The 26,610-nt window shown below is 63.9% G+C and carries 24 protein-coding genes, 1 tRNA gene and 1 pseudogene; 19 read left to right on the forward strand and 7 right to left on the reverse strand.

Features of this window, described 5'->3' with window-relative positions:
* The 5 genes from FIU81_RS05570 to FIU81_RS05590 all read left to right on the forward strand — a co-directional run bounded on the left by FIU81_RS05570 (position 1) and on the right by FIU81_RS05590 (position 4,657).
* The gene (locus FIU81_RS05570) at positions 1–204 is read left to right on the forward strand and encodes an FCD domain-containing protein (RefSeq protein WP_172971407.1); all 204 of its coding nucleotides are present in this window, start codon (positions 1–3) and stop codon (positions 202–204) included.
* Entirely contained in the window at positions 201–1,082 is an 882-nt protein-coding gene (locus FIU81_RS05575) for an SMP-30/gluconolactonase/LRE family protein (protein WP_124112584.1), read from the forward strand. Before FIU81_RS05570 ends, FIU81_RS05575 begins: the two co-directional genes overlap by 4 nt.
* 134 nt (positions 1,083–1,216) lie before the next feature.
* Entirely contained in the window at positions 1,217–2,017 is an 801-nt protein-coding gene (locus FIU81_RS05580) for an NAD-dependent epimerase/dehydratase family protein (RefSeq protein ID WP_172971408.1), read from the forward strand.
* A 53-nt stretch (positions 2,018–2,070) separates the two neighbouring features.
* The gene (gene araD, locus FIU81_RS05585; RefSeq protein ID WP_124112585.1) at positions 2,071–3,807 is read left to right on the forward strand and encodes an L-arabinonate dehydratase; all 1,737 of its coding nucleotides are present in this window, start codon (positions 2,071–2,073) and stop codon (positions 3,805–3,807) included.
* Between the two features lie 139 nt (positions 3,808–3,946).
* Positions 3,947–4,657 carry a ribonuclease activity regulator RraA gene (locus FIU81_RS05590; RefSeq protein ID WP_124112586.1) on the forward strand — a complete coding sequence of 237 codons (711 nt, stop codon included), beginning with the start codon at positions 3,947–3,949 and terminating at the stop codon, positions 4,655–4,657.
* Between the two features lie 429 nt (positions 4,658–5,086).
* Here the strand turns inward: FIU81_RS05590 and FIU81_RS05595 are convergent, their stop codons facing one another.
* The 5 genes from FIU81_RS05595 to coxB are packed head-to-tail and all read right to left on the reverse strand — an operon-like array spanning position 5,087 to position 10,674.
* Positions 5,087–6,163 (reverse strand): c-type cytochrome, encoded by a 1,077-nt coding sequence (locus tag FIU81_RS05595; RefSeq protein WP_124112587.1) that lies wholly within the window; start codon positions 6,161–6,163, stop codon positions 5,087–5,089.
* The gene (locus tag FIU81_RS05600; protein WP_124112588.1) at positions 6,160–6,726 is read right to left on the reverse strand and encodes a cytochrome c oxidase assembly protein; all 567 of its coding nucleotides are present in this window, start codon (positions 6,724–6,726) and stop codon (positions 6,160–6,162) included. The genes FIU81_RS05595 and FIU81_RS05600 overlap by 4 nt, the downstream gene beginning before the upstream one ends.
* Positions 6,723–7,115: a hypothetical protein gene (locus tag FIU81_RS05605; RefSeq protein ID WP_124112589.1), complete on the reverse strand. Its 393-nt coding sequence runs from the start codon at positions 7,113–7,115 to the stop codon at positions 6,723–6,725. The genes FIU81_RS05600 and FIU81_RS05605 overlap by 4 nt, the downstream gene beginning before the upstream one ends.
* On the reverse strand, positions 7,112–9,700 hold the full coding sequence (locus FIU81_RS05610; protein ID WP_124112590.1) for a cbb3-type cytochrome c oxidase subunit I: 2,589 nt from the start codon (positions 9,698–9,700) through the stop codon (positions 7,112–7,114). The genes FIU81_RS05605 and FIU81_RS05610 overlap by 4 nt, the downstream gene beginning before the upstream one ends.
* Positions 9,697–10,674, reverse strand: coding sequence for a cytochrome c oxidase subunit II (coxB, locus tag FIU81_RS05615; RefSeq protein WP_124112591.1), 978 nt, complete (start codon positions 10,672–10,674; stop codon positions 9,697–9,699). Before coxB ends, FIU81_RS05610 begins: the two co-directional genes overlap by 4 nt.
* Positions 10,675–11,142: 468 nt before the next feature.
* Here coxB and urtA point away from each other — a divergent pair, with 468 nt between their 5' ends.
* From urtA to FIU81_RS05645, 6 genes and pseudogenes are all read left to right on the forward strand, one after another.
* Positions 11,143–12,426 (forward strand): urea ABC transporter substrate-binding protein, encoded by a 1,284-nt coding sequence (urtA, locus tag FIU81_RS05620; RefSeq protein ID WP_413816224.1) that lies wholly within the window; start codon positions 11,143–11,145, stop codon positions 12,424–12,426.
* Positions 12,427–12,483: 57 nt separating this feature from the next.
* Positions 12,484–14,412, forward strand: coding sequence for an urea ABC transporter permease subunit UrtB (gene urtB, locus FIU81_RS05625; protein ID WP_124112593.1), 1,929 nt, complete (start codon positions 12,484–12,486; stop codon positions 14,410–14,412).
* 85 nt (positions 14,413–14,497) lie between these two features.
* Positions 14,498–15,742: an urea ABC transporter permease subunit UrtC gene (gene urtC, locus FIU81_RS05630; protein ID WP_124112594.1), complete on the forward strand. Its 1,245-nt coding sequence runs from the start codon at positions 14,498–14,500 to the stop codon at positions 15,740–15,742.
* Positions 15,739–16,470, forward strand: a complete 732-nt coding sequence (gene urtD / locus FIU81_RS05635) for an urea ABC transporter ATP-binding protein UrtD (RefSeq protein WP_124112595.1) — start codon at positions 15,739–15,741, stop codon at positions 16,468–16,470. Before urtC ends, urtD begins: the two co-directional genes overlap by 4 nt.
* Before the next feature lie 2 nt (positions 16,471–16,472).
* The gene (urtE, locus tag FIU81_RS05640; protein WP_124112596.1) at positions 16,473–17,168 is read left to right on the forward strand and encodes an urea ABC transporter ATP-binding subunit UrtE; all 696 of its coding nucleotides are present in this window, start codon (positions 16,473–16,475) and stop codon (positions 17,166–17,168) included.
* Between the two features lie 134 nt (positions 17,169–17,302).
* Positions 17,303–17,483, forward strand: a pseudogene (locus FIU81_RS05645) (transposase); the annotation flags it as partial.
* A gap of 541 nt (positions 17,484–18,024) precedes the next feature.
* Here FIU81_RS05645 and FIU81_RS05650 read toward each other — a convergent pair.
* A tRNA-Ile gene (locus FIU81_RS05650) sits at positions 18,025–18,101 on the reverse strand.
* Positions 18,102–18,140: 39 nt separating this feature from the next.
* The gene (locus FIU81_RS05655) at positions 18,141–18,386 is read right to left on the reverse strand and encodes a hypothetical protein (RefSeq protein ID WP_124112597.1); all 246 of its coding nucleotides are present in this window, start codon (positions 18,384–18,386) and stop codon (positions 18,141–18,143) included.
* A 91-nt stretch (positions 18,387–18,477) separates the two neighbouring features.
* Between FIU81_RS05655 and purM the strand changes: the two genes are divergently transcribed.
* The 8 genes from purM to scpB all read left to right on the forward strand — a co-directional run bounded on the left by purM (position 18,478) and on the right by scpB (position 26,610).
* Positions 18,478–19,521 carry a phosphoribosylformylglycinamidine cyclo-ligase gene (gene purM, locus FIU81_RS05660; protein ID WP_124112598.1) on the forward strand — a complete coding sequence of 348 codons (1,044 nt, stop codon included), beginning with the start codon at positions 18,478–18,480 and terminating at the stop codon, positions 19,519–19,521.
* 57 nt (positions 19,522–19,578) lie between these two features.
* Positions 19,579–20,169, forward strand: a complete 591-nt coding sequence (gene purN / locus FIU81_RS05665) for a phosphoribosylglycinamide formyltransferase (RefSeq protein ID WP_124112599.1) — start codon at positions 19,579–19,581, stop codon at positions 20,167–20,169.
* Between the two features lie 73 nt (positions 20,170–20,242).
* Complete coding sequence (gene rnd, locus FIU81_RS05670; RefSeq protein ID WP_124112600.1) at positions 20,243–21,400, forward strand: ribonuclease D; 1,158 nt, start codon at positions 20,243–20,245, stop codon at positions 21,398–21,400.
* Positions 21,401–21,466: 66 nt separating this feature from the next.
* Entirely contained in the window at positions 21,467–23,182 is a 1,716-nt protein-coding gene (gene argS / locus FIU81_RS05675; RefSeq protein ID WP_124112601.1) for an arginine--tRNA ligase, read from the forward strand.
* 70 nt (positions 23,183–23,252) lie between these two features.
* On the forward strand, positions 23,253–24,212 hold the full coding sequence (locus FIU81_RS05680; protein WP_124112602.1) for an SPOR domain-containing protein: 960 nt from the start codon (positions 23,253–23,255) through the stop codon (positions 24,210–24,212).
* Positions 24,209–25,201: a glycoside hydrolase family 3 N-terminal domain-containing protein gene (locus tag FIU81_RS05685; RefSeq protein ID WP_124112603.1), complete on the forward strand. Its 993-nt coding sequence runs from the start codon at positions 24,209–24,211 to the stop codon at positions 25,199–25,201. The genes FIU81_RS05680 and FIU81_RS05685 overlap by 4 nt, the downstream gene beginning before the upstream one ends.
* Positions 25,194–25,973 carry a segregation and condensation protein A gene (locus tag FIU81_RS05690; RefSeq protein WP_124112604.1) on the forward strand — a complete coding sequence of 260 codons (780 nt, stop codon included), beginning with the start codon at positions 25,194–25,196 and terminating at the stop codon, positions 25,971–25,973. The genes FIU81_RS05685 and FIU81_RS05690 overlap by 8 nt, the downstream gene beginning before the upstream one ends.
* Positions 25,966–26,610 (forward strand): SMC-Scp complex subunit ScpB, encoded by a 645-nt coding sequence (gene scpB / locus FIU81_RS05695; RefSeq protein ID WP_124112605.1) that lies wholly within the window; start codon positions 25,966–25,968, stop codon positions 26,608–26,610. Before FIU81_RS05690 ends, scpB begins: the two co-directional genes overlap by 8 nt.

A 26,610-nucleotide genomic window follows, 5' to 3' on the forward strand; every position in this document is an offset into this window, starting at 1 on the left:
ATGTTGAAATCCAGCTGGCTGTTCGTGGGCAGGTTCGTCCGCTCGCTGGGACGAACCGGCTATCGGCTGGGCGGGCAGAACATGAACGCCGAGCACCGCGCCATCCTTGCGGCCCTGGAAGCACGCGATCCCAAGGCGGCCCGCGCGGCCATGATCGCCCATATCGACGGATCGGAACGGCGCGTCTTCAAGGGTGAACGATGAGCATCCAGATCACATGCGTCGCACCCACCCGCAGCCTGATCGGCGAGGGTGCCGTTTGGGACGACCGGGACCAGTGCTTGTGGTGGGTCGATATCGCGGCGGGTCTGATCCACCGCTTCGACCCTGAAACGGGTGACAATGCCACGCATGACTTCGGCGAGCCGGTGGGCTGCTTGGCGGTGCGCGAGCAGGGCGGGCTGGTGTTGGCGGCGAAGTCGGGGTTCTGGTTCTACGATCCGGACACGGACGCACGGACGCATATCGCGGACCCCGAAGCGCACTTGCCGGACAACCGCTTCAACGACGGTGGCACGGACCTTCAGGGCCGATTTTGGGCCGGCAGCATGAAGGACGGCGGCGATCCGGAAGCGCGCGGCACGTTCTACAGGCTGGACCCGGATTGCTCAATCACGGCGTGGAAAGACGGGTTCTGGACGACGAACGGCTTGGCGTTTTCCGTTGATGGGCGGCGGATGTATTGGTCCGACAGCAATCCCCGTGTGCGCACCATCTACACCGCCGAATACGACACCACCACCGGCACACCGGGACCGCCACAAGTCTTTCTGGACACGCGCGACATGCCCGGCAGACCCGATGGCGGCACCGTCGATGCCGAAGGACATTACTGGCAGGCGGGGATCGAGGGCTGGCAGTTGTATCGCATCTCTCCGGCAGGCGAGGTCGTGCAAACCATCGAGGTTCCGGTCGAAAAACCAACCAAGCCGCAGTTCGGCGGGCGTGATCTGAATACGCTCTACTTCACCTCGCTCAGTCTTGGTCTGACAGAGGGGCAGCCACAGCCCGAAGCGGGGAGCCTGTTTGCGGTGACGGGTCTTCGTATCCGTGGCACACGACAGGCTCGGTTTCGGGGGTAGGCAGATGCAGATCATCGGTCCGCGCAGTCTCATGGCTGCCGAGAGCGGCCACGCCATGGCACCCGACACGCGCAGGGCCGTGTTCGATTCCCTGCGGCCCATGCAAAACGAACAGATCAGATCATGAGGATGACATGCTGAAAAAACTGCTGATCACGGGGGCCTCGGGAAATCTTGGCGTCATGTGCCGCACCGGCCTGAAGCCGCTGGCAGAGACCATCCGCTTAAGCGACCGCGACGGCGTGACGGATGCCGCGTCCCACGAAGAGATCGTGCATTGCGATCTGGCCGACAAGGACGCGGTCGAGGCGTTGGTCGAGGGGTGCGACGGGATCGTTCATCTGGGCGGTCAATCGGTCGAAGCCCCTTGGGACACGGTGCGCAGCTCGAACATCGATGGCGTGTTCAACCTGTACGAGGCCGCGCGCAAGTCATCTGTTACGCCCCGCATCGTCTTTGCCAGTTCGAACCACGCCATCGGCTTCCACCCGCAGACAGAACGACTGGACGCCAAATCCCTGACCCGCCCGGACGGGCTTTACGGCGTGTCCAAGGTCTTCGGAGAGGCGATGGCCAGCATGTACCACGACAAGTTCGGGATAGAGACTGCCTGCATCCGTATCGGTTCGTGCTTTCCCGAACCCAAGAACCACCGGATGCTCGCGACCTGGATGAGCGACAGGGATTTCTTCGCCCTGATCGAGCGCATCTTCCTTGTGCCGAGTCTGGGCTGCCCGATCATCTACGGCGCATCGGCCAACAGCGGATCGTGGTGGGACAATCGAGAGGTCGCCTATCTTGGCTGGCAGCCGCAAGACAACGCCGAGGCGTTTCGCGCCAAGCTGGATGCGCAGATGGACCCGCCGGGCAAGGATGACCCGAACGCGGTCTATCAGGGCGGGGCCTTCTGTGCGGATGGCATCCATGAGGAATAAACCGGGGGCGGCGTGCGCGCGTGGCGAACCTATCCATTTCACGGGGTGATCCGATGCCGACCAAGAAGAACCCGAACGACCTTCGATCCTCTCGGTGGTTCGGCCCTGATGATCTGCGCAGTTTCGGGCATCGCAGCCGGATGATGCAGATGGGGTATTCCGAGGAGGAGTTTCGCGGCAAGCCGGTCATCGGCATCCTGAACACCTGGTCCGAGATCAACTCCTGCCACGGTCACTTCCGCGAACGGGCGCGGGATGTGAAGCGGGGCGTGTTCCAGGGCGGGGGCTTCGGGGTCGAGATGCCGTCGCTGTCGGTGGACGAAAGCTTCACCAAGCCGACCAGTATGCTCTACCGCAACATGCTGGCGATGGAGACGGAAGAGATGATCCGCAGCCACCCCTTCGACGGCGTGGTGTTGATGGGCGGTTGCGACAAGACCACGCCGGGGCTGGTCATGGGGGCGATCACGGCGGGCATTCCGTTCATCTACCTGCCCGCCGGGCCGATGCTGCGCGGGCATTACGCGGGCAAGATCCTGGGCTCAGGCTCTGACGCGTGGAAATACTGGGATGAACGTCGCGCGGGCAACATCACAGACGCCGAATGGCTGGGCGTGCAGGGCGGTATCGCGCGCTCGGTCGGCACCTGCATGACGATGGGGACGGCATCGACCATGACGGCGATCACCGACGCGATGGGTCTGACGCTGCCGGGCGCGTCGTCGATCCCCGCAGCCGACTCTGGCCACCAGCGCATGGGCGCCGATTGCGGCCGCCGCATCGTGGACATGGTGTGGGAGGACCTGACGCCGGACAGGATCATCACCGACGCATCCGTCAGGAACGCTGCCATCATCGCCATGGCCACGGGCTGCTCCACCAACGCCGTCGTCCACCTGATCGCCATGGCCCGCCGCGCGGGCGTTGATCTGGCGCTCGACGATCTGGACGCGCTGGGCCGCACCACCCCGCTGATCGCCAACGTCCGCCCGTCGGGCAAGGACTACCTGATGGAAGACTTCTACATGGCGGGGGGCTTGCGCGCCCTGATGAAGCAGATGGAGGAGCGGCTGGACACCAGCTGCATCACCGTCACCGGCAAGACCATGGGAGAGAACCTCGAAGGGGCCGTGGTCTACAACGACGATGTCATCCGCCCGCTGTCGAACCCGGTCTACCACGAAGGCTCTCTGGCGCTGCTGCGCGGCAACCTGTGCCCCGACGGTGCGGTGATCAAGCCCGCGGCTTGCGATCCGAAGTACCACGTCCACGAAGGCCCCGCGCTGGTCTTCGACAGCTACCCCGAGATGAAGACGGCGGTGGATGACGAAAACCTGGAGGTCACGCCCGACCATGTGATGGTGCTGCGGAACGCAGGCCCGCTGGGCGGTCCGGGCTTCCCGGAATGGGGGATGCTGCCGATCCCCAAGGCGCTGATCAAGCAGGGCCACCGCGACATGCTGCGGATCTCGGACGCGCGAATGTCGGGCACGTCCTACGGGGCCTGCGTTCTGCACGTGGCCCCCGAAAGCTTCGTGGGCGGCCCGCTGGCGCTGCTGCAGAACGGCGACATGGTGCGGATGGACCTGCCGAACCGCACGCTGGATATGCTGGTGGAGGAGGACGAATTGGAACGCCGCCGTGCCGCGTGGCAAGCGCCCGAGCCGAAGTTCCAGCGCGGCTGGGGCTACATGTTCTCCAAGCATGTGGGCCAAGCCGACACAGGCTGTGACTTCGACTTCCTAGAGCGATCCTTCGGCGAAGCCGCGGGTGAGCCGGATATCTTCTGATGGCCCATGATCCAGTCACGGTTCCGCTGATTACTGGCCGCTGACGGATGCCACGATGACGACGATTCGGACGTTCCTGTCCGAAAACGACCTGATTTGAAAGAAGCCGATATCTTTTCCAGTGTGAATAGGACCTATCATGAAAGATGAGACCCGCGAAAAGCTGATGGATGTGTCGGTCGCCACGCTGGCGACCGCGCTCTACAAGCGTGGCCTGCGCAGCCAGGTGGTCCAGGGCGCCAATCCGCTGGGCTGGAAGGGCAAGAACATGGTCGGTCCGGCCTATACTCTGCGCTACATGCCCGCCCGCGAGGATCGCAATCAACTGGTGGAGTTCCGCAATCCCGAACACCCTCAGCGTGTCGCGATCGAGCAATGCCCCGCGGGCCATGTGCTGGTGATGGACAGCCGCAAGAGCGCCGCTGCCGCCTCTGCCGGGGATATCCTGATCACTCGTCTGATGAAGCGCGGCGGGGCGGGGATCGTCACCGACGGCGGGTTCCGCGACGCCGCCGTGATCGCCGAACTGGACATCCCGGCCTACCACACGCGCCCCTCCAGCCCCACGAACCTGACCCTGAACGAGGCCATCGGCATCAATGAACCCATCGGCTGCGGCGACGCACCGGTCTTTCCGGGCGACGTCATCGTCGGCGATGCGGACTGCGTCATCGTCATTCCGCAAGACATCGCGGACGAGGTGGCCGACGAGGCCGTCGAGATGACGGCCTACGAGGACTTCGTGGTCGAGCGCGTGAAAGACGGCGAATCCATTATCGGCCTGTATCCCTGCACCAAGGACGAGCACCGCGCCGCATTCGAAGACTGGCGCAAGGAGCGTGGCCGCTGAGCGGTCTGGTCTATGATATCGTCGGCATGTGCCTTGCTTTTAAACTTGTAGGTCGCCGTGTCTGGACTTGCCCCGGCTTCGTGGAGATCGTTCAGCTAACGTCCGTTGCCTTTCGTTCGAAGGCGATGGGGGCTTTGGGAGTCGAGCGATGAATGTCGCCGAACAGGATTGTAGAAGCCATCGACAAATGCGGCGACAGCGGTTTCGGCCTGCGGGCAGGATCGCAGGGCGGCTGGCCACATCAGCTTCGACTTTAGGGTCTTGAAGACCGCGTCGACCATCGGGTTGAAGCTCCTATAGCTTTGTGTGCGCAGATGACTTTCGACAGGTCGTGCCGCAGCATCCTGATTCAAGGCTGAAGGGCCGCAAGAAAGATCAAGGAAGATTGCCTGCGCGGCAACGACAAAGTTGCGTGAGGCTACTCCGGCACTACTGAGCTGAAAGCGGCTTCGTCGGGACCTGTGTCGCGTACCAGGCCGATAGCGCGGCGATATCGTCGTCCGTCAGGTCTTGGGCCGATTTGGTCATCAGGTTCGATGTGTCGCCACCTCCACGCACCCCGCTGCGCCAGAGCCGAAGCTGCTGTGCAAGGAACGTCTCGCTTTGCCCCGCGAGGCGCGGAAAGCTGGCGGCGCGGGGCTGGTCGGCTTTCGGACCGTGGCAGGCAGTGCAGGCGGGAACGTCGCGGGTGCCGTTCGTCGCCAGTGCCTCGCCTGTGGCGATCAGGTCCGGATCGGCGGCTTCCGTTTCAGCAGACGCCGCGACGTCCTGCTCTGCGAACCAAGCGGCCAGTTCCATCAGCGCCTCTGAGCTGACGCGGGTCGCGGCGACATGCATGATGCCGCTTTCGCGCTCGCCATCAGCATAGGCCTGCAAGGTCTGTTCCAGATAGGCCTGGGGCTGGATATCGAGCCTTGGGATCAAGGGATTATTACTGAGACCGGAAACGCCATGGCACATGGCGCAATAGGGCAGATCATCCGGCGCTCCTTCGGGGGCAGGGGGATGCAGCGTCAGAGCGTCGTATTCGCCAGCGGCCATATCATCCACGCGCTGCAGGAAGGCGACGACCGGCCAGATGTCATCGGTTCGTTCGGCGGGCCAATAGGGCATACCGGACATCTTGACGCCTTCATCCACGATCCAGTGCAGTTCGTTCGGCGCCCAAGAGCCAACCGCTTCGACTATGTGGGGCGGGTGGGGGACCATGGCGGTCGGCACGGCCCAACGCTCTTCTCCTGGCCCGGCATGACAGGTCTTGCAGCCGCCATCGAAATGCTTGGCTCCCAAGGCGACCATGCCCGCTTGCGTCAGATCCGGGACCTCGCTTTGTGCGGGCGCGCGCAATTCCACCGAGTTGCGGAAGGTGGTGTGCAAAACCCACGGCGTTATCGACCAATGCCCCTCGCGCGCGGATACGTTGTAAAGCCCGCCGAACACGACAGCCGCGCCGCCAACGGCGCCCAGCGCGGCAAGCGCGGCCAAGGTCTGAAGGATACGCTTCATGCAGGTTCATCCTTGGTGAAATCCAGCGCGCCACCGACCAGCCACAGCCCGGCGATCAGGTAAACGGGCGTGCCGATGGCCAGCATCAACATGCCGCCCGTCTGCTGTTCGGCAAGCGAGCCAACGCAGCCTTGCGCGTAAAGGACGCGGGGGGCGAGCGTCAGCAGCGCGCCCAGAAGCGTCATGTGCATCGAGGTCAGCAACAACCCCCCGGCCCCGGCCAAGCCGCCCGTGCGCAGGCACCCAGCCCAGACGATCACGCCCACCAACAGGAAGGTTGCCTGCTCGACAACAAAGGCCAGCGGGCGGAAGGCGGCAGCTTCATGCAGGACCGGCATGTGAAAGCCCCACACCGCGATGAACTCCAGCACCGCCCCGATCAGTGGGGATAGCGCCAGTGGGGATACATACGCCGGAAAGCCAAGCACGATGACGGGGGCCAGGATCGCGACCAGCCCCATGTGACGCACCATATGGGCAGGGAACAAACCGACCCAATCGGCCCAGGGCAAGGCCCAGATCACGACCATCAGAGGCGGCGCAAGAAGGCACCACCGGGTCATCGGCAGGATCCGATCAGCAGGATAGGCAGCAGCACGTAGACGACACCGATGGCCGACACGACCGCCAGCAGGACCGATACGTGGCCCAAGAAGCGATCGCGGCTTTCGACATCGTCGATCCCAGGCTGTGCGCCATCTTCGCCGTAGCCGCCCTCTGTCCAACTGCGCCAGCCGATCCAGCCGCTGGCGATGATGCCGGCAAGGGCGATGCCGGTGACGAGCAGCAGGAACAGATACAGTGGGGCGACATCGCCGTCCGCTGCCAGTTTCTCGCACCAGATCGCCGCAGAGCCGTAGCAGATCACGAAGTGAAACGCCCAGATCCACGGGGCGATGGTGATCTTCATCAGGATGCCGACGCCGACACCGAACTCGTTGGGCCGGTTCATGCCATCCACCCCGGCAGCAGTCCGATGACCGCGCAGGTCACCAGCGCCTGCAGCGCAAGGAAGTGCCACATCAGCGTGACGTTGGTGATGTCAGCGTCGTAAAGTGGCGTCATCCGCCCGGCGATACTGCGGGCTAGGCAGTAGCCCTGCGAGATCAGGCCAAGGCAAAGGTGGGCCAGAAGCCAAACCGATATACCGCAGACCATGGCGGGATAGACGTGCTCGGTCGGGTTCAACTCTGCGATGGCAAGATAGACCGACGCGCCGCCCAGAACGGTGCAGGCGATGGCCCCGCCCAAAATGACCTGTGCCAGCCGGACGTTGCCATGGCGGTTAATGGAGTGGGCCGTGCGCGTGGCCGCCCACGACGCCACCAGCAGAATGGCCGCCGCAAGAACGGCGACGCCGTTGGCATGTTCAGCACCCGTTGGCGGGAAGTCGGGGCTGGCCGTCCAGTAGAAGAAGAAGCCGAAGACAAGGCTGGCGAAAGCCGTGGCGTCGCCCAGCATGGTAATCCAAACAGCCCACCACCCCGGCGCGTTGGCCCCGGACGCATAGCGCGGAAGGGTCAGACCCAACCCCACGTCGCTGACGGGCTTCTCTGGTATCTGTGCCGTGCTGGTCCATAGCCAATAGAGCACGCAGGCAATCGCGCAGGCGCCGCTGATGATCGCGGGTAAATACCAGCTGAACGTCGGGAAGATGAACGCGCCGCCGGTGAATGCCGCTGCCAGAAGTGTTATGTAGGCCGGGCCGGTCACGCGCTGAATATGCTGCGGGCGCGCGTCGAGGACCGATGTGACGATGGTTTCGCGATGGCCGTACTCTGTATCGGGCAGGTAGTAGCGCCCCGCGTCCATACGTTCGACGATATGCGGCTGATCCCAAAGGGGATAGCGCGAAGTGACGAAGGGGATGGACCGCACGCCCCACTGTTCCTCTGGCACGTTATGAGACCACTCCAGCGTGCCCGCGTTCCAGGGGTTGCGCACGGGCGGTTCCGTTGCCTTCTTGGGCCGCAACAGGTCGTAGACGAACACAAGAAAACCTGCCGCGATCACGAAGCTGGCCACGGTAGACAGCATGTTCAGCCAGCCCCAGTCGATCCCGTCTCCGTAGGTATAGACCCGTCGCGGCATCCCGATCAGGCCGGTGTAGTGCATCGGCAGGAAAGCCGCGTTGAAGCCGATGAAGATCAGCCAGAACGCCCAGCGGCCCAGCGTCTCGGACATCATCTTGCCCTTCCGGAAGAACGGGAAGAAGTAATATACGCCCGCGATCACCGGGAAGATCATGCCGCCGAACAGCGTGTAGTGCAGGTGGGCGACGATGAAGTAGCTGTCGTGGACCGCCCAGTTGAACGGAGCAATGGCCAGCATCACGCCCGTAAGCCCACCCAGCACGAAGATCGCCAGTGCGCCCGCGATCCAGAGCATCGGCAGCGACTTCTTGACCTTGCCGACCATCAACGTGGCCGCGAAGACGAAGATCTGGATCCCCGTCGGAATCACGACGGCCTCTGACGCGGCCGAGAAGAAGCCGAGCGAGATGTTCGGCAATCCGGTCGTGAACATGTGGTGGACCCACAGCCCGAACGACAGGAAGCCGACGCCCACGGCCGACAGCACGATCCACGAATAGCCCACGATGGGACGTTGCGCGACGGTGGGGATGACCATGGCGGCGATGGCGATGGAGGGCAGGAAGATGATGTAGACTTCTGGATGCCCGAAGATCCAGAACAGGTGCTGCCACAGCATCGGATCGCCGCCGCGCGTCGGATCGAAGAACGGCCAATCGAAGCTGCGCTGCATCTCGAACAGGAAGTCGCCCGCGATCAGGGGCGGGAAGGCGAACAGGATCATCCCTCCGACAACCAGCACGTACCACGCGTACAGCGGCATCAGGTTCACGCGCATTCCGGGCGGTCGACACTTCAGAACACCCACGATCAGTTCGACCGCCGCCGCGATGGAGGCCACTTCGATGAACGACAGTCCCAAGAGCCAGATGTCGGCGCCGATACCCTCGTCCAGCGTCGACAGGGGCGGATACATGAACCAGCCGCCGCGCGGTCCGCTGTCGAACAGGACCGACCCCATGACGAAGATGCCGCCGATCAGGAAACACCAGTAACCGTAGGCCGACAGACGCGGGAACGGCATGTCGCGCGCGCCAAGAAAGGCGGGCAGCACAAGGATGCTGATCGCCTCGAACATGGGCACAGCGAAGAGGAACATCATGGCAGAGCCATGCATCGTGAAGAACTGGTTGTAGCGATCCGCATCGAGGAACGTGTTGTCCGGCACCGCCAACTGCACACGCATCAGCAGAGCCAACACACCCGCGGCCAGCATGAAGAACAGCGCGGTCAGCGAGTACCACGCCCCGACCTTGTCGTTATTGACGGCTGTAAAATAGAAGATGCCCTTGGGTTCGACCCAAGCCTTGCGCAAGCGATCCGCGTTCGCGGCCTGCCGCTCGTCGTCGACGGGCTGAGACAGCATTTCCTCCGTCGGGGGGAACGGCCCCTTGGGTTGCGGGCGGTTGGTGCCGGAATAGGGGGCGAACGGGTCGTCGGTCATTTCAGCCCCTCCAGATAGGTGGCGAGCGCCGTAAGATCGGCTTCCGGCAGATCGTCGTAGGCTGGCATGTCGACCTCTGGTTTCAGATCGCCCGTGTGGTCGATCCAGGCCGCGAAGTTCTCTGCCGTTGGGGCAAGGATCCCCGCCCCGATGCTTAGGCGGCTTCCCACGTGGGTCAGGTCCGGGCCGACCTGGCCAACAGCGGGCGTGCCCCGAACGGCATGACACGCGCCGCAACCTTGTTCGGCGAAGACTATTGCGCCCCGCGTCGCAGCGGCTCCGTCGGGCGCTACCGCGGGCGCTGCCTGTTCTTCCAACCAAGCTGCGAAATCATCCGGCTCCATCGTCACCACTTCGAACGCCATCAGCGCGTGCGAGGCGCCGCAGAACTCGGCGCATTGACCGCGGAAGGTGCCGGGCTGTGTCGGCTCTAGCGTCAGTATGGTTTCGCGACCGGGAAACATGTCCATCTTGCCGCCTAAGGCGGGGATCCAGAACGAATGGATCACTTCTGCGCTGCTCAGCTGGAACGTCGTGCGCTGGCCGACCGGCAGGCGTATCTCATTGGCAGAGATCACGGGCGCGTCGGCACCTTCGGGCAGGTAGGCGACACGCCACCACCACTGCTCTCCCATCACCTCGACCCGCAATCCCGATCCCGGAGCGCGCTGGTCGGGCATCATCGACAAGCCCCATGCCAAGAGCGCGGCGATCACCACCGTGGGAAACACGATCCCGCCGCCGACGATCAGCTTGCGAGCGATCCCTTCGTCGTAGTGGCGAGGGCTGAGATGGTGGAAGAACAGCATCATCCCGTTGACCAGCAACCAGATGACGACAAGACCGACGAGCATGACCCAGAACAGCGTCAGCAGCGAGGTCGAGTCTGCGCCGGCGGGGGCAAGAACGGACTGTCGGCCACTGCACCCCGATAGAAGAATGCCAGCAGCAGCCGAAAGGATCAGCCGCTTCATAGAACGCCTTCGCCCAAGGCAATGCGGTATCCGGACCAACTCATGGCACTGTTCTCTCTTCACTCGGCCGTGATATAGGACCATCGCTGCTGCCGACGACTTTTTTTAGTTGCCAACCTTTCCCACCTCCCGTCAACGCAGTTTGAGGTGGCGTTCGGCGGTGTTGGTCGCCACGGAGCACGGTGCCACCGTCGGGCGTGGCAGCCGTGATCGCCTTGAACTGCGTCAATCATCACTTCGATAGATTAATATTTGAGCACCTGCGACCTGCGCTCGGAAATTCACCTATCCAAGAATGACTCCCCAAAGTGCCCCGCGCAGCCTGTGCGGGCCGCGGGGACATGCGGCTCGCCTCTTCGATCAGCGGCAATTCCTTAAGTTGTCGCGTCGCTCATTTCGCGCAGGGTGCCCGGCTGTTCGGGCGGGCCGTCACCAGCGGATTTCCTGCGCCAGAACCAAGGACTTCTGATGATGTCGAAAAATCTTCTGATCACCACCGCCCTATGCGTCGCCGGTTTGCCAGCGCTCGCCCAAGACACGGAATGCCCGGTGAAGGTCGGCGTGCTGCACTCCCTGTCGGGCACGATGGCCATTTCCGAGACGACGCTGAAAGACGCCATGCTGATGCTGGTGGAAAAGCAGAATGCCGATGGCGGTCTGCTAGGGTGTCAGATCGAGACGGTCGTCGTCGATCCGGCGTCCGACTGGCCGCGCTTTGCCGAACTGGGCCGCCAGCTTCTGACCGAGGATGAGGTTGACGTGATCTTCGGATCGTGGACCAGCGTCAGCCGCAAATCGGTTCTTCCGGTTCTGGAAGAACTGAACGGATTGATGTTCTACCCTGTGCAGTACGAAGGCGAAGAGTCGTCCAAGAACGTCTTCTATACAGGCGCCGCGCCCAACCAGCAGGCCATCCCGGCGGTGGACTATTTTCTGGAAGAATTGGGCGTCGAGAAATTCGCCCTGCTGGGCACCGATTACGTCTACCCGCGCACGACGAACAACATCCTCGAATCCTACCTGCAAGAGCAGGGCATCGCCGAGGAAGACATCTTCGTGAACTACACCCCCTTCGGCCACTCTGACTGGTCGACCATCGTGTCCGACGTGATCGAGCTGGGATCGGACGGCAGCCAGGTCGGCGTGATTTCGACCATCAACGGCGATGCGAACGTGGGCTTCTACAAAGAGTTGGCCGCGCAGGACGTCAGCGCCGACGACATTCCCGTCGTCGCCTTCTCGGTGGGCGAAGAAGAACTGTCCGGCCTCGACACCTCGAACCTCGTCGGTCACCTTGCCGCGTGGAACTACTTCCAGTCCGCTGAATCACCTGAGAATGAAGAGTTCATCGCCTCGTGGAAAGAGTTCATCGGTGACGAGAACCGCGTGACCAACGACCCGATGGAAGCCCACTACATCGGCTTCAACATGTGGGTGAACGCGGTCGAAGAGGCTGGAACCACCGACGTGGACGCCGTGCGCGAGGCGATGTGGGGGCAGGAATATCCGAACCTGACCGGCGGCACCGCTGTCATGGGCACCAACCACCACCTCGCCAAGCCCGTGCTGATCGGTGAGATCACCGAGGACGGCCAGTTCGACATCATCTCGGAGACCGATCCGGTGCCGGGCGATGCCTGGACCGACTTCCTGCCAGACAGCGCGGTGCTGGAGTCCGATTGGTCCGAACTGGATTGCGGCATGTACAACACCGAGACCGAAAGCTGCGTGCAGCAGACCTCGAACTACTGATCGCATGACCTTGGGGGGCGCGGTCTGCGCGCTCCCCCTCCCAATCTCGGTGACCCGATGCTGCGCCTTCTTCTCGCTCTCGCACTGACCTGCCTTGCGGCCCCAGTCGCCGCGCAGGACGATCTTCAGTCGATCTTGCAGATCCACGCGGAAGAGGTCGCCTCTCCCGGTCGCCGCAGCGTTGGTGTGGTGGTCGAGGACCTGCTCGCCTCCGGCCTTCCCTCGGTGCCGATCTTCTTGGAGGCGTGGCAGGACCGCGACATCGTGCAGAACACCGAAGACGGTTTGTTCTACGTCGAAGGGGACGAACAGGATGGCACGGTAACGCTTCTGGATATCGCCTCGCGCGAACCCGCCGCGACCGCCCCCGAAGATGCCGTTGAAGAAGTGCGCCCCAACGGCGGCGTGCGCCGCGTCATCGGGGCTGCCTTGGTACAGTTCCGTCTGTCCGACCCCGATCCAGACGCCCGCCGCGATGCACTCGCCTCCATCGCGCGGCGCCCCGACGCCGACCAGATCGACCCGCTGCGTGGCTCTATCGAAGGCGAGGAAAATGCCCGCATTCGGTCCGAGAAAGAGCGCCTGCTGAACATCCTCGTCGCCCGCTACGGCGCGACGACCGAAGCCCGCGTCGAAGCCATCGAAGCTCTGTCGGGCGTCATCACCTCCGACGCGCGGGCGGCCCTGTCGCAAATACTGGAAACCGAAGACTGGGTGTCGGCGGACGCCCCGGGTGGCAACGTCGCAGGCCCGCTGACCCTGCCGCGCGCCGAGGCCTACGCCCGGCTGGTCGATGCGGACTTGGCCCCGCCCATCGTCACCCCCGCGGCCATTCGCGACGCGCTGCTCGCGAACGTCGAGGGCGACTCGGTCGCTGGTACACCGCTGGTCACCCTGAACACCGACGCCGCCCGCCGCGCCGCCTACGACCGGCTGGCCGCCGATGGCCGCGCCGATCCCTTCGTCACCGACGCGCAGATCGACGACAGCATCGCCGCGCATCGCTTCGATACGGTCTACGCCGAGGCCGACACTGCCGTTACCGCCGCTGCCTTGCAGACCCTGCAATCGGTGGACCGGCAGGTGACGCTGAACCAGACGGCGGACCTGACGCTGGACGCGCTCAGCCTTGCCTCGATCTACTTTCTCGCCGCCATCGGCCTTGCCATCACCTTCGGCGTCATGGGCGTTATCAACATGGCCCATGGAGAGTTCATCATGATGGGCGCCTACACCGGCTACGTCGTCCAGCAATTCGTGACCGACTACACGCTGTCGCTGGTCATTGCGCTACCGCTCGCCTTCGTCGTGACCGCCGTCGCCGGGATCGCGATGGAACGGCTGGTCATCCGCCACCTCTACCACCGCCCGCTGGAGACGCTTCTGGCGACCTTCGGCATTTCCATCGCGCTGCAACAATTGGCCAAGAACATCTTCGGCACGCAGGCCCGCCCCCTGACCAGCCCCGACTGGCTCAGCGGTCAGCTGGTCATCAATGAACTCGTATCGATCAGCTACATCCGCATCGCGATTTTCGTGCTGGCGCTGGGCTTTCTGGGCCTGCTGCTCTTCATCCTGAACCGCACGCGTCTTGGACTAGAGGTTCGCGCCGTCACCCAGAACCCGGGCATGGCGTCGTCCATGGGGATCGACCCCGACCGCATCAACATGCTGACCTTCGGCCTCGGCTCCGGCATCGCGGGGATCGCGGGCGTGGCCATCGGTCTCTACGCGCAGGTCACGTCAGAGATGGGCGCGAACTACATCGTGCAAAGCTTCATGACCGTGGTGGTCGGTGGCGTCGGCAACGTCTGGGGCACGCTCGCCGGCGCTGGACTGATCGGCGTGCTGCAAAAACTGATCGAAGGGTTCAACCCGTCGAACACGCTCGCCGCCCAAACCTACATGATCCTCTTCATCATCCTGTTCATTCAATTCCGGCCACGCGGCATCGTCGCGCTTAAGGGCCGGGCCGCAGAGGGCTGAGGATGTTTCTTCATCGTTCAGAAAATACCTCGGGGAGCGCGAGGGGCTGGCCCCTCGCTCCTCGCCTTCAATCAGGTGCCACCCCATGACCGACGCCGCCCTTCCGACCCGCACCGGCAAACCGCCGATCAAGGCGACCTCCACGGTGATCTTCCTGGCCGCTCTGGCGATCTTCGTGGCGCTCATCACGGTCCTTGCCGGGGCGGACTTGATCTCGACCTCCTTCGTCAAGCTTTTGGGAAAGACGCTTTGTCTGGCTCTGGCAGCCGTCGCGATGGACGTGGTCTGGGGCTACACGGGCATCCTGAGCCTTGGTCATATGGCCTTCTTCGGCCTCGGCGGCTACGCCATCGGCATGTGGCTGATGTGGGCGCGGACGGAAGCCATCGTGCAGGCCAACCTTGCTTCCCAGATCCTGCCGGCGACCCCGCAGGAGCTGCGCGATGCCATCGGCACGCAGATCTTCGGGGTGGTCGGCACGTCGGACATTCCGCTGGTCTGGATGTTCGCCCATTCCCTGCCGCTGCAACTTCTGATGATCGTCCTGATCCCTGGCCTTCTGGCACTGGTTTTCGGCTGGCTGGCGTTCCGCAGCCGGGTCACGGGCGTGTATCTGTCGATCCTGACGCAGGCGATGACCTTGGCGCTGTCGCTCTACTTGTTCCAGAACGACAGCGGTTTGCGGGGCAACAACGGCTTGTCGGGCCTGCAGAACATCCCCGGCTTCGACGGCTCTTCCCAAGCCGCTATCTCGCTCGCCTTCTTCTGGGCCTCGGCCCTTGCGCTGGCCCTCGGCTATCTGCTGTTCGCCTGGGTCGTCTCTGGCCGTATGGGCAGCGTTCTGCGCGCCATCCGCGACGACGAGGCGCGCGTGCGCTTCCTTGGCTACCACGTCGAGTCGTTCAAGCTCTTCGCCTTCACCCTGACAGCCATCGTCACCGGTATCGCGGGCGCGCTCTATTATCCGCAGGCGGGCATCATCAATCCGGGAGAGATCGCGCCTATCGCGTCGATTTACCTTGCCGTTTGGGTGGCCATCGGCGGGCGCGGGCGGCTCTACGGCGCGGCCATCGGCGCCATTGCGGTGTCGCTTTTGTCCAACTGGTTCACCTCTGGCGGCGCGCCCGACATCGACCTTGGCATTTACGAGGTTCGCTGGACCGAATGGTGGCTGGTGCTGCTGGGCGTCAGCTTCGTCTGCGTCACGCTCTTCGCCCCAAAGGGTCTCGGCGGGCTGGTGGACCTGTGGACCGACCGCCGTCGCGCGGACCGGCAGGGCGACTACGGCCCCAACGACGGCGCGAAACGCAATGTGGAGGGTGCGGAATGACCCTGCTGGAAGTCGATGGCATCTCTGTCTCTTTCGACGGGTTTCAGGCCATCAACGGCCTGTCCTTCGTAATCGGAGAGCCGGAGCTGCGCGCCGTTATCGGCCCCAATGGCGCGGGTAAGACCACCTTCATGGATATCGTCACCGGCAAAACCCGTCCTGATGCGGGCAAGGTTCTTTGGGGGGATGAGAACACGAACCTCATAGGCCGGTCCGAATCCGACATCGCGCGGGCGGGCATCGGGCGGAAATTCCAGAAGCCAACGGTCTTCGAGGATCAAACTGTCCGTGAAAACCTCGCCATGGCGCTGAAAGACCGGCGTGGCCCCTTCGCGGTGTTGTTCGGCGACGGCGGCAACACCGAGCGGCTGATGGAGGTCGCGATTGAGGTCGGTCTGGACGGGCAGATCGACCGACCTGCCGGTGCGCTCAGCCACGGGCAGAAGCAATGGCTGGAGATCGGGATGCTGCTGGCGCAAGAGCCGCGCCTGCTGCTTGTGGACGAACCCGCCGCTGGGATGACGCCGGCGGAGCGTGAGCACACGACCGATCTGCTGAAGCGTCTGGCCAAGCGCCATGCCGTTGTAGTGGTCGAACACGACATGGAGTTCGTGCGCCGTCTCGATTGCCGGGTCACCGTGCTGCACGAGGGGCGCGTGCTGGCCGAAGGCAGTCTTGATCACGTCACGCAAAATCAGGACGTCATCGACGTTTATCTGGGGCGATAGCCATGTTGGAAGTCCAAAACCTGACCCTGCGCTATGGCCAAAGCCAGGTACTTCACGGCATCGACCTGACCGCGAAGGTCGGAGAGGTCACCGCCATCATGGGCATGAACGGCGTGGGCAAAACATCCCTGATGAAAGCCATCGCCGGTCGCCATCCGTTCAGCGGCGGCACGATCCTGCTGGACGGCGCCGATCTGGGCCATCCCAACGCGGCGCAGGCCGCTAAGGCGGGCATCGCCTACGTCCCACAGGGCCGCGAAATCTTCCCGCGCCTGACCGTGACCGAGAACATCGAGACCGCCTTCGCCTGCCTGCCCCGTTCCGAACGCACGATCCCCGACCGCATCTATGAGCTGTTCCCGGTCTTGGCCGAGATGCGTGCGCGACGCGGCGGCGATCTGTCGGGCGGGCAGCAACAGCAACTCGCCATCGCCCGCGCGCTTGTCACACGCCCGCGCGTTCTGTTGCTCGACGAGCCTACGGAGGGGATCCAGCCCTCTGTCATCAAGGACATTGGCCGCGTCATCGCGGCCTTGCGCGACGAAGGCGAAATGGCTGTCGTTCTGGTCGAACAGTTTTTCGACTTCGCGGTGGCAGCCGCCGATGAAATGTATGCCGTGCGCGGTGGTCGGGTCGTACTGCAAGAGCACGCGTCCGACTTGGACCGCGAGACGCTTCTCCAAGAGATTTCGCTTTAGGACTTCTCGGGGTAAAGCATACGATCGATAGAAGAGGCCGTCTGTCGCAATTGATCCGTGGCGTGGTTCAGACGCTAGGGTCAGACCCCACTGATTTCCGCAAACGAGCGGTAAACATGACTGAGCTTTTCTGACTGACGGATGCGCAGACGGCGCGTCTGGTACCTTTCTTCCCCAAGTCCCACGGCAAACCACGTGTTGATGACAGGCGCGAACTGAGTGGGATCGGTTTCATCAATTGCAATGGCTTGCTGGCGCCACGGACCCGTCGCTTTCGGCCCACACAAGACGCTGCACGCCCGGTGGAAGCGCTGGCGACGGGTCACGACACGCTATGACCGCTGTCCAAAGGTCTTCCTGTACGCAATCGCCCTAGGTGCACTCTTCATTTACGGGCTATGAATACTGACACCAAGGCGCACGAGCGACCGTTATTGTCTTTCCGAACTGGTAGGGGTCGCAATGTAGGTCCTGGTGACGCGTACCAAGGTGTAGTCATCTTTCTTAATCGGAAATCTCCTGAGGATTGACAGATCTGGGCTGCCTTGCTGGTGAGGCACCCGCAGAGAGTGACTGCCGACACTCTCCGGAGGTACGGGCCTCATGGCTGGACGGTGGTCCATTGGCCGTGTCGACCCCCCCTGAGCACAGTCAGGCACGTCGGGCGTGGCAGGCGCGAGCCGGAAGAACGTAGCGTCCGATTCTGTCCCTGTTCGAAGAAGATGACAGCCGACAAAACGATTGTCCGAAATCCGGTGGGGTAGCAGGCAGGCCAACGCATCGACGTCATTTAAGCGAGAGATTGCCCCCTGTGGGGCAATCAAATGCAGAAATATCAATATGTTAGGGTGATTTCTGGTAGGCCCGGCAGGACTTGAACCCGCAACCAAAGCGTTATGAGCGCTCTGCTCTAACCAATTGAGCTACAGGCCCGACAACGTCCGTCTAGCAAAGCGTGCGCCGGGGGAAAAGTCATTCCGGCACAGGAAGCTCTGCATCGAGGCCAAGAAGTTGGCCGAGGATTGCGAACTTCATCTGTTCGTCTTCGGTGAAGGTGTCGGGGTCGCCATCGATCTCTGCCAATGCGCGCAGTTGTTCGGGATTTTCTACGACAAGGGGCGCGTCATCGAGGCCTTCACCGGGATGATCGTGGTCGTCATGTGTATTCTGCGCCCAAAGGGCGGTCGGAAACAGGATAAGGGCGATGAGGCGATACATATGCATGACCTAGCGCGGTGAGGACCGGCTTGCCAGTTGCCCATGTGCCGTCCCTGCGGTAACGCGCCGGTACGCGGATGCGGAGGGCACGATGACCGACAAAAAATCAGGGATGAGCTACGCCGAGGCGGGAGTCGATATCGACGCGGGTAACGCGCTGGTGGATCGCATCAAGCCAGCTGCCAAGCGCACCGCACGATCCGGCGTGATGTCGGGGCTGGGCGGGTTCGGTGCGCTATTCGATTTGAAGGCCGCTGGCTACGCGGATCCGGTGCTGGTCGCCGCGACGGACGGCGTGGGCACCAAGCTGCGCATCGCCATCGACACGGGAGAGGTCGGCGGCGTCGGCATCGACCTTGTCGCCATGTGCGTGAACGATCTGGTCTGCCAAGGGGCAGAGCCGCTGTTTTTCTTGGACTATTTCGCTACGGGCAAGTTGGAGATCGAGGCGGCGGCACAGGTGATCGAGGGGATCGCCACGGGCTGCGAACGCGCGGGCTGCGCGCTGATCGGGGGTGAGACCGCCGAGATGCCGGGCATGTACGACGGCGCGGATTTCGACCTTGCGGGCTTTGCCGTCGGCGCCATGGAACGTGGCGGGGCGCTGCCCGATGGCGTGGCTGAGGGCGACGTGCTGCTGGGCATCGCCTCGGACGGCGTGCATTCCAACGGCTACTCGCTGGTGCGGCGGATCGTCGAGCGGTCTGGCCTGGGCTGGGGCGATCCATGCCCGTGGTCGGACGACACGCTGGGCGCGGCGCTGCTGACGCCGACGGCGCTTTATGTGAAGGGCGCGCTGGCCGCGATGGGGCAGGGCGCGCGGGCCTTCGCGCATATCACCGGCGGTGGTCTGACCGAGAATCTGCCGCGCGTGCTGCCAGAGGGGCTGGGCGCGGACATCGACCTGAAATCATGGACCTTGCCGCCGGTCTTCGCGTGGCTGCGCGACGCGGGCGGGCTGGACGCGACCGAGATGCTCAAGACGTTCAACTGCGGCATCGGCTTCGTTGCCGTGGTGCCAGAGGACGCCGTGGATGCAGCCGCGGCGGCGTTTGCCGAAGCCGGGCATGATGTCGTGCAGATCGGCAGGATCACCAAGGGCGAAGGCGTGCGGTATCGCGGTACGCTGGCGTGACGCCGCTTTGAGTGCATGGCTCTTGAGTATTTGTGAAAACAAAGAAGGGGCGCGGGAATGAATCGGGTGGCGATCCTGATTTCGGGCGGCGGGTCGAACATGCTGCGCCTGGTCGAAAGCATGGCGGGAGATCACCCGGCGCGGCCCTGTCTTGTGCTGTCCAACGACCCGGGGGCAGGCGGTTTGGCGCGCGCGGCGGAGATGGGCATTCCCGTGGCGGCGGTGGATCACCGTCCCTTCAAGGGCGACCGCACGGCATTCGAGGTGGCGCTGGTGGAGCCGTTGGAGGCCGCGAAGCCGGATATCGTGTGTCTTGCGGGCTTCATGCGCATCCTGACGGCACCGTTCATTGAGCGGTTTCAGGGGCGGATGCTGAACATTCACCCTTCGCTTCTGCCAAGGTATCGTGGGCTGAAGACTCACGCACGCGCCATCGAGGCAGGCGAGGTCGAGGCTGGCTGCACCGTGCACGAGGTTACCCCCGCGCTGGATGACGGCCCGATTCTGGGGCAGGCGCGGGTGCCTGTAATGTCGGGCGATACGCCGGATGCCTTGGCCGCGCGTGTGCTGGAGATGGAACATCGGCTTTACCCGGCAGTACTGCGCAGGTTTGCCGAAGGGGACCGGACGCCGATTTCGCTGCCCTAAGCGCCCCTTTCCATATGGTCGCCAGCGGAATATCACCGGCGGACCCTGATCTGGCCCCGACCCGAGGACCTTTATGATAACGATCACCGACACCGCCGCATTGGCCGATTTCTGCACCCGTGCACGGGCGCATCCCTATGTGACGGTCGATACCGAGTTCCTGCGCGAGCGGACCTATTATTCCAGGCTGTGCCTGATCCAGATGGCCGTTCCCGGCGACGCCGAGGAAGACGCCGTGCTGGTCGACCCTTTGGCCGAGGGGCTGTCTCTCGATCCGCTGTACGAGCTGTATCAGGACGAAAGCGTGGTAAAGGTCTTCCACGCCGCGCGGCAGGACGTGGAAATCTTCGTGCATGATCGGGGCATCGTGCCGACGCCGCTGTTCGACACGCAGGTCGCCGCCATGGTCTGCGGGTTCGGCGAGCAAGTCGGCTATGAGACGTTGGTGCGCAAGATCGCCAGGGCGCAGATCGACAAGTCGTCGCGCTTCACAGACTGGTCGCGGCGTCCGCTGACGGATGCCCAGAAGACCTATGCTTTGGCCGACGTGACGCATTTGCGCGATGTTTACGAGTATCTTGCCGCCGAATTGAAGAAGTCGGGCCGCACCGAATGGGTCGAGGAAGAGGTGCAGGTTCTGACCGATCCGGCCACCTACATCGTAACCCCGGAAGAGGCATGGCGGCGGGTCAAGACGCGCACCCAGTCGGGCAAGTTCATGGCAATCGTGCGCGAGTTGGCCGCCTTCCGCGAAAGCTATGCGCAAGAGCATAACGTACCGCGCACGCGGGTCTACAAGGACGACGCGCTGGTGGAACTGGCATCAACCAAGCCGCAGTCCGAGAAGGATCTGGGCCGCTCGCGTTTGCTGCTGCGTGAGGCCCGCAAGGGCGAGATCGCGGATGGCATCCTTGCCGCGATCCAGCACGGGATGGCCGTCGATCCGAAGAATTACCCGGCCAGCAAAGATCCGCGCGACCAGTTGCAGGTGAACCCCGCGTTGGCTGATCTGCTGCGCGTATTGCTCAAGGCCAAGGCCGATACGGCGGGCGTGGCGCAGAAGCTGATCGCGACGAGTTCCGAGTTGGACCAGATTGCCGCCGGAGAAACCGACGTGGCCGCCCTGACTGGCTGGCGCAAGACGGTGTTCGGCGCCGACGCGCTGCGGCTGATGGCCGGAGAAGTGGGCTTGCGCGCCGATGGGCGCGACGTGGTGGTCTTCGATATCTAGCGCGCGTTGACGGCTGCCGGACGGGGGCGTAGGTCGCGGGGTGTTATTCAGCCTGGAGCCGCCCCCATGAACCTTTTCGCCGACATGCGCACCCACGTGATTGCTGCCCTCGACGACATGGTGCGCGCGGGGCAATTGCCAGAGGGGCTGTCGTTCGACAATGTCGCGGTCGAACCTCCGCGCGAAGCCGCCCATGGCGACATGGCCACGAACGCCGCGATGGTGCTGGCGAAACCTGCGGACATGAAGCCACGTGATCTGGCGCAGAACCTCGCCGCGCGGCTTGGATCGCTGAACGTCGTGGAAAGCGCGGACGTGGCCGGGCCGGGGTTCCTGAACCTGCGGCTGTCGTCGGCGCTGTGGTCCGATGTTGTCAGTCGCGCGCAAGAGGCCGGTTTCGGTGCGTCGAAGCTGGGGGCCGGGGCGAAGGTCAACGTGGAATACGTGTCGGCCAACCCCACCGGGCCCTTGCACGTGGGCCACACGCGCGGTGCCGTCTTCGGGGATGCGCTGGCGAACCTGCTGGCCTTCGCGGGCTACGACGTCACGCGGGAATACTACATCAACGATGGGGGCGCGCAGGTCGATGTGCTCGCCCGGTCCGTCTACCTGCGGTATCTGGAGGCGCACGGGCAGGAGGTGAGCTTCCCCGATGGCACCTATCCCGGCGACTATCTGAAGGACGTGGGTGAGGGGCTGAAGGCACGCGTGGGCGACGCCTACGTCGGCCAGCCAGAGGATGCGTGGCTCGCCGATGTGCGGGAGTTCGCAACCGAAGCGATGATGACCCTGATCCGCAATGATCTGGCGTCTCTCGGCGTGAAGATGGATGTCTTCTATTCCGAAAAGTCCCTGTATGGCACGGGCCGGATCGAAGAGGCTCTGAAGGAACTGGACGGCAAGGGGCTTATCTACAAAGGCACGCTGGAGCCGCCTAAAGGCAAACTGCCTGACGATTGGGAGCCGCGCGAACAGACTCTGTTCCGCTCGACCGCCTACGGCGATGACGTGGACCGGCCCGTGATGAAATCGGACGGCGCGTGGACCTATTTCGCGCCCGATATCGCCTACCACTGGGACAAGATCGACCGGGGCTTCGACCAGCTGATCGATGTTTTCGGCGCCGATCACGGCGGCTACGTCAAGCGGATGAAAGCGGCTGTGGCTGCCTTGTCGGATGAGCGGGTGCCGCTGGACGTCAAGCTGTGCCAGCTTGTGCGCCTGTACGACAAGGGCGAGCCGTTCAAGATGTCCAAGCGCGCGGGCACCTTCGTGATGCTGTCGGACGTGGTCGAGCGGGTCGGCAAGGATGTCGTCCGCTTCCTGATGTTGACGCGCAAGAACGACGCGCCGCTGGACTTCGACTTGGCGAAAGCGGTCGAGGAAAGCCGCGACAATCCGGTGTGGTACGTGCAATACACCCATGCCCGTATCCGGTCGGTGATGCGCAAGGCGGACGGCATGGGTGTGGCCCCCGGTACGCCGAACCTGACCCATCCGGCCGAGATCGAGGTTGCCAAGAAGCTGGCCGAGTTCCCCCGGATCGTCGAGATCGCAGCCAAGGCGCACGAGCCGCACCGCATCGCTTTCTACCTTGGCGAACTGGCGCAAGTGTTCAACTCGCTGTGGAATGCGGGCGACGGCGACCATGCGATCCGCTTCCTGCACGATAGTGACTCCGATGCGACAGCGGGCAAGATTCCTCTGCCGCTGGCCGTTTCCGTTGTGATTGCGGCAGGATTGGGTATCCTTGGCGTCGATCCGGTGGAAGAGATGCGCTGAGCGCACGGGACCGGACAGAGGCAGAGCAACAGACGCGGCGCAGCGAACGACGTCGCGGATCGAGGCAGGCATGACGGAATATGGTTACGACACGGGCGAGTATCGCTCGGCCGGAGGTATCGGTGGCGCCGCTAGGGCCCAGACTTTGGTCAACGTCACGGGGGCTGCCGTTTCGGCGGCGCTGGTGATTGGCATGGGTGTGTGGGGCTACAAGCTAATGGTGCGCGACGTCAGCGGTGTGCCGGTGATCGAGGCGATAGAGGGCGCGTTCCGCACCCAGCCCGATGATCCCGGTGGCATGACCGCCCCGCATCAGGGCCTTCAGGTGAACGAAATCGCGGCCGTCGGTACGGCTGCCGGTCCGGTGGACGAAGTGCGGCTGGCGCCCGAAGTTGCGACCTTGGCCGAAGATGACGCACCGTGGGGCGACCTGATCGGACGGGCGCGCGTGGCAGAGGCCGAAGCCGCAAAGGATGATGCGCCTGACGTGCTGGTCGTGGAGGAGACAGACGATCGGGACGGGTCAAATGGAGCGTTGGAAATCGTGGATGCCGCCCCCCTCGACGACCGCCCGGAAGACGCCGATCCTATCGACATCGCCATTGCCGAAGCGTTGACGGCAAACGACGCGCCGCCGTTGGTCGAGGATGCGCCCTTTGTCGCGCTGCGCCCCGCGCCGCGCCCCGAGTGGAACACCATCGCCCAGACGACCCCGGTATCGGTGACGAATGCCGTTCAGACCAGCGCCACGGCGGAAGTCTCGATCGACGAGCTGCCGAAGGGGACGCGTCTGGTGCAGTTGGGTGCCTATGCGTCGACCGATGTGGCCCGCTCTGAGTGGGCGCGGATCGGTGGCAAGTTCACCGACTTCTTCGCCGGCAAGCGCATGGTGATCCAGGAAGCGGTATCGGGCGGCAAGACCTTCTTCCGGCTGCGCGCCGAAGGGTTCCAGGACTTGGCTGAAGCGCGTCGTTTTTGTTCGGCCCTGACGGCGGCACAGGCCGACTGTATCCCGGTCGAAGTGCGGTGACGTCCGCCGCGATCCTTGGCTGCGCGGGCACGACGCTCGGGCGCGGGGAAGCGGCCTTCTTTGCCGAGGCGGACCCGTGGGGCTTCATCCTGTTCGGGCGCAATGTCGAAGATCCCGACCAGCTGTTGCGTCTGACCGATGCCTTGCGGGATGCGGTTGGCTGGCGTGCGCCGATCCTGATCGATCAAGAGGGCGGGCGCGTGCAGCGGCTGAAGGCGCCGCGATGGCGCAGCTGGCCGCCGCCTTTGACCCACGCCGATACCGCCGCAGATCCCGTCCGCGCCATGTGGTTACGCGCGCGGCTTCAGGCGATGGAGCTGCAGGCCGTCGGTATCGACGTGAACTGCGCACCCACCTGTGACGTGGCGCGGCCCGAGACTCATCCCTTCCTGCGCAACCGCTGCTTCGGGCGCGACCCAGAGACTGTTACTGCCAACGCCCGTGCCACCGCCGAAGGACTGCTGGCGGGCGGTGTGTTGCCCGTGATGAAGCATATGCCCGGTCATGGCCGCGCGCAGGTCGACAGCCACAAGGACCTGCCGCGCGTCGATGCCGACAAGACCGCGCTAGAGGCTGATTTCGCGCCATTCCGCGCGCTCTCCGACCTGCCCATGGGGATGACCGCGCATATCACCTACACCGCGCTGGGTGGCAAACCCGCCACGCAGGACGCTGGGCTGATCTGGCTGATCCGTGAGGAAATCGGCTTCGACGGTCTGCTGATGACCGACGATATCTCGATGGAAGCGCTGGGTGGCTCTATCCCCGACCGCGCCGCCGCGTCGATCGAGGCCGGCTGCGACGTGGTTCTGCATTGCAACGGCAACCGCGCAGAGATGGAAGGCTGCATCGACGCGTGTGGCCCGATGACAGACGCCGCCGCGCGCCGCGCAGAGGCCGCCTTGGCCCGCCGCCGTCTGCCGGAACTCGCCGATCCAGAGCGGCTGGCGTTCGAGTTGAGCGAGCTGGACGGGAACCTGAGTGGCTGAGGTCGAGCACCTCGCCACCCATGTGGCCGAGCGCGTCGCGGCAGAGGCGCTTATCGTCGATGTGGATGGGTTCGAAGGCCCGCTGGACTTGCTTCTGACCCTCTCTCGCACGCAAAAGGTCGATCTGCGCCAGATCAGCGTTCTGGCCTTGGCGCGGCAGTATCTGGCCTTCGTCGAAAAGGCGAAAGAACTGCGGATCGAACTGGCTGCCGACTATCTGGTCATGGCCGCATGGCTCGCCTTTCTGAAATCCCGCCTGCTGCTGCCCCCCGATCCGGCGGACGAAGGGCCATCGGGCGAAGATCTTGCTGCGCACCTTGCTTTCCAGTTGGAACGGCTGGAAGCGATGCGCGACGTTGCCGCCAAGCTGATGGCCCGCGACCAGAAGGGCCGCGACTTCTTTCCGCGCGGCATCCCTGAACGGGTCGAGCGGGTGCGGAACGTGACTTACACCGCGACGCTGATGGACCTGATGCAAGCCTATGCCCGCATCCGCACAAAGGACGAGTTCCGCCCCTTCGTCATGGACCGCGACCGCGTGATGACGATGGAAGAGGCGCTGGACCGGATGCGTGGCCTGATTGGCTTCGCGGGCGCGTGGACGGACCTGTCCAGCTACATGCCCGACGGTTGGGATGCCGATCCGGTGCGCCGACGCTCTGCCACGGCGGCGAACTTCGCGGCCTCGCTGGAACTGGTGAAGGCCGGCAAGATCGCCATCCGACAGGGCGAAACCTTCGCCCCCATCCAGATTAAGCGCCGCGATGACTGACGAACGCCCCCTTTTCGACGCGCCGGAACTGGCCGAGCAGGAGCGCATGGTCGAAGCGATCCTCTTTGCCTCGTCCGACCCTGTGACGGTCGCCGACATGAACGCCCGGATGCCCCACGGCTGTGACGCCGCCGCCGCGCTTGAGCAGATCCGCAAGCGCTACGAAGGGCGCGGCGTGCAGGTGGTGCGTGTGGGAGAAGCCTGGGCCATTCGCACTGCGCCAGATTTGGGTTTCCTGATGGCGCGCGAGACGACCGAAACGCGCAAGCTGTCGCGCGCGGCCATCGAAACATTGGCCATCGTCGCCTACCACCAGCCGTGCACCCGTGCCGAAATCGAAGAGATCCGCGGCGTGGCCGTGTCGCGCGGAACGCTGGACCAACTGCTGGAACTGGAATGGATTCGCTTCGGCAGGCGTCGTCAGACCCCCGGTCGGCCTGTGACCTTCGTGGTCACGCAGTCCTTCCTGGACCATTTCGGCCTGGAAACCGCGCGCGACTTGCCGGGCCTGAAGGACCTGCGCGCCGCCGGACTGTTGGAAAACCGTCCTTCGCCGGATACCGCCCCAGAGGGGGATGACACGGAGGCCGAGCAGACCGATATGTTCGTTGACCCCGATGCGGAGGATGCACCTTGA

This window comes from Palleronia sp. THAF1 (genome assembly GCF_009363795.1).
GTDB lineage: Bacteria > Pseudomonadota > Alphaproteobacteria > Rhodobacterales > Rhodobacteraceae > Palleronia.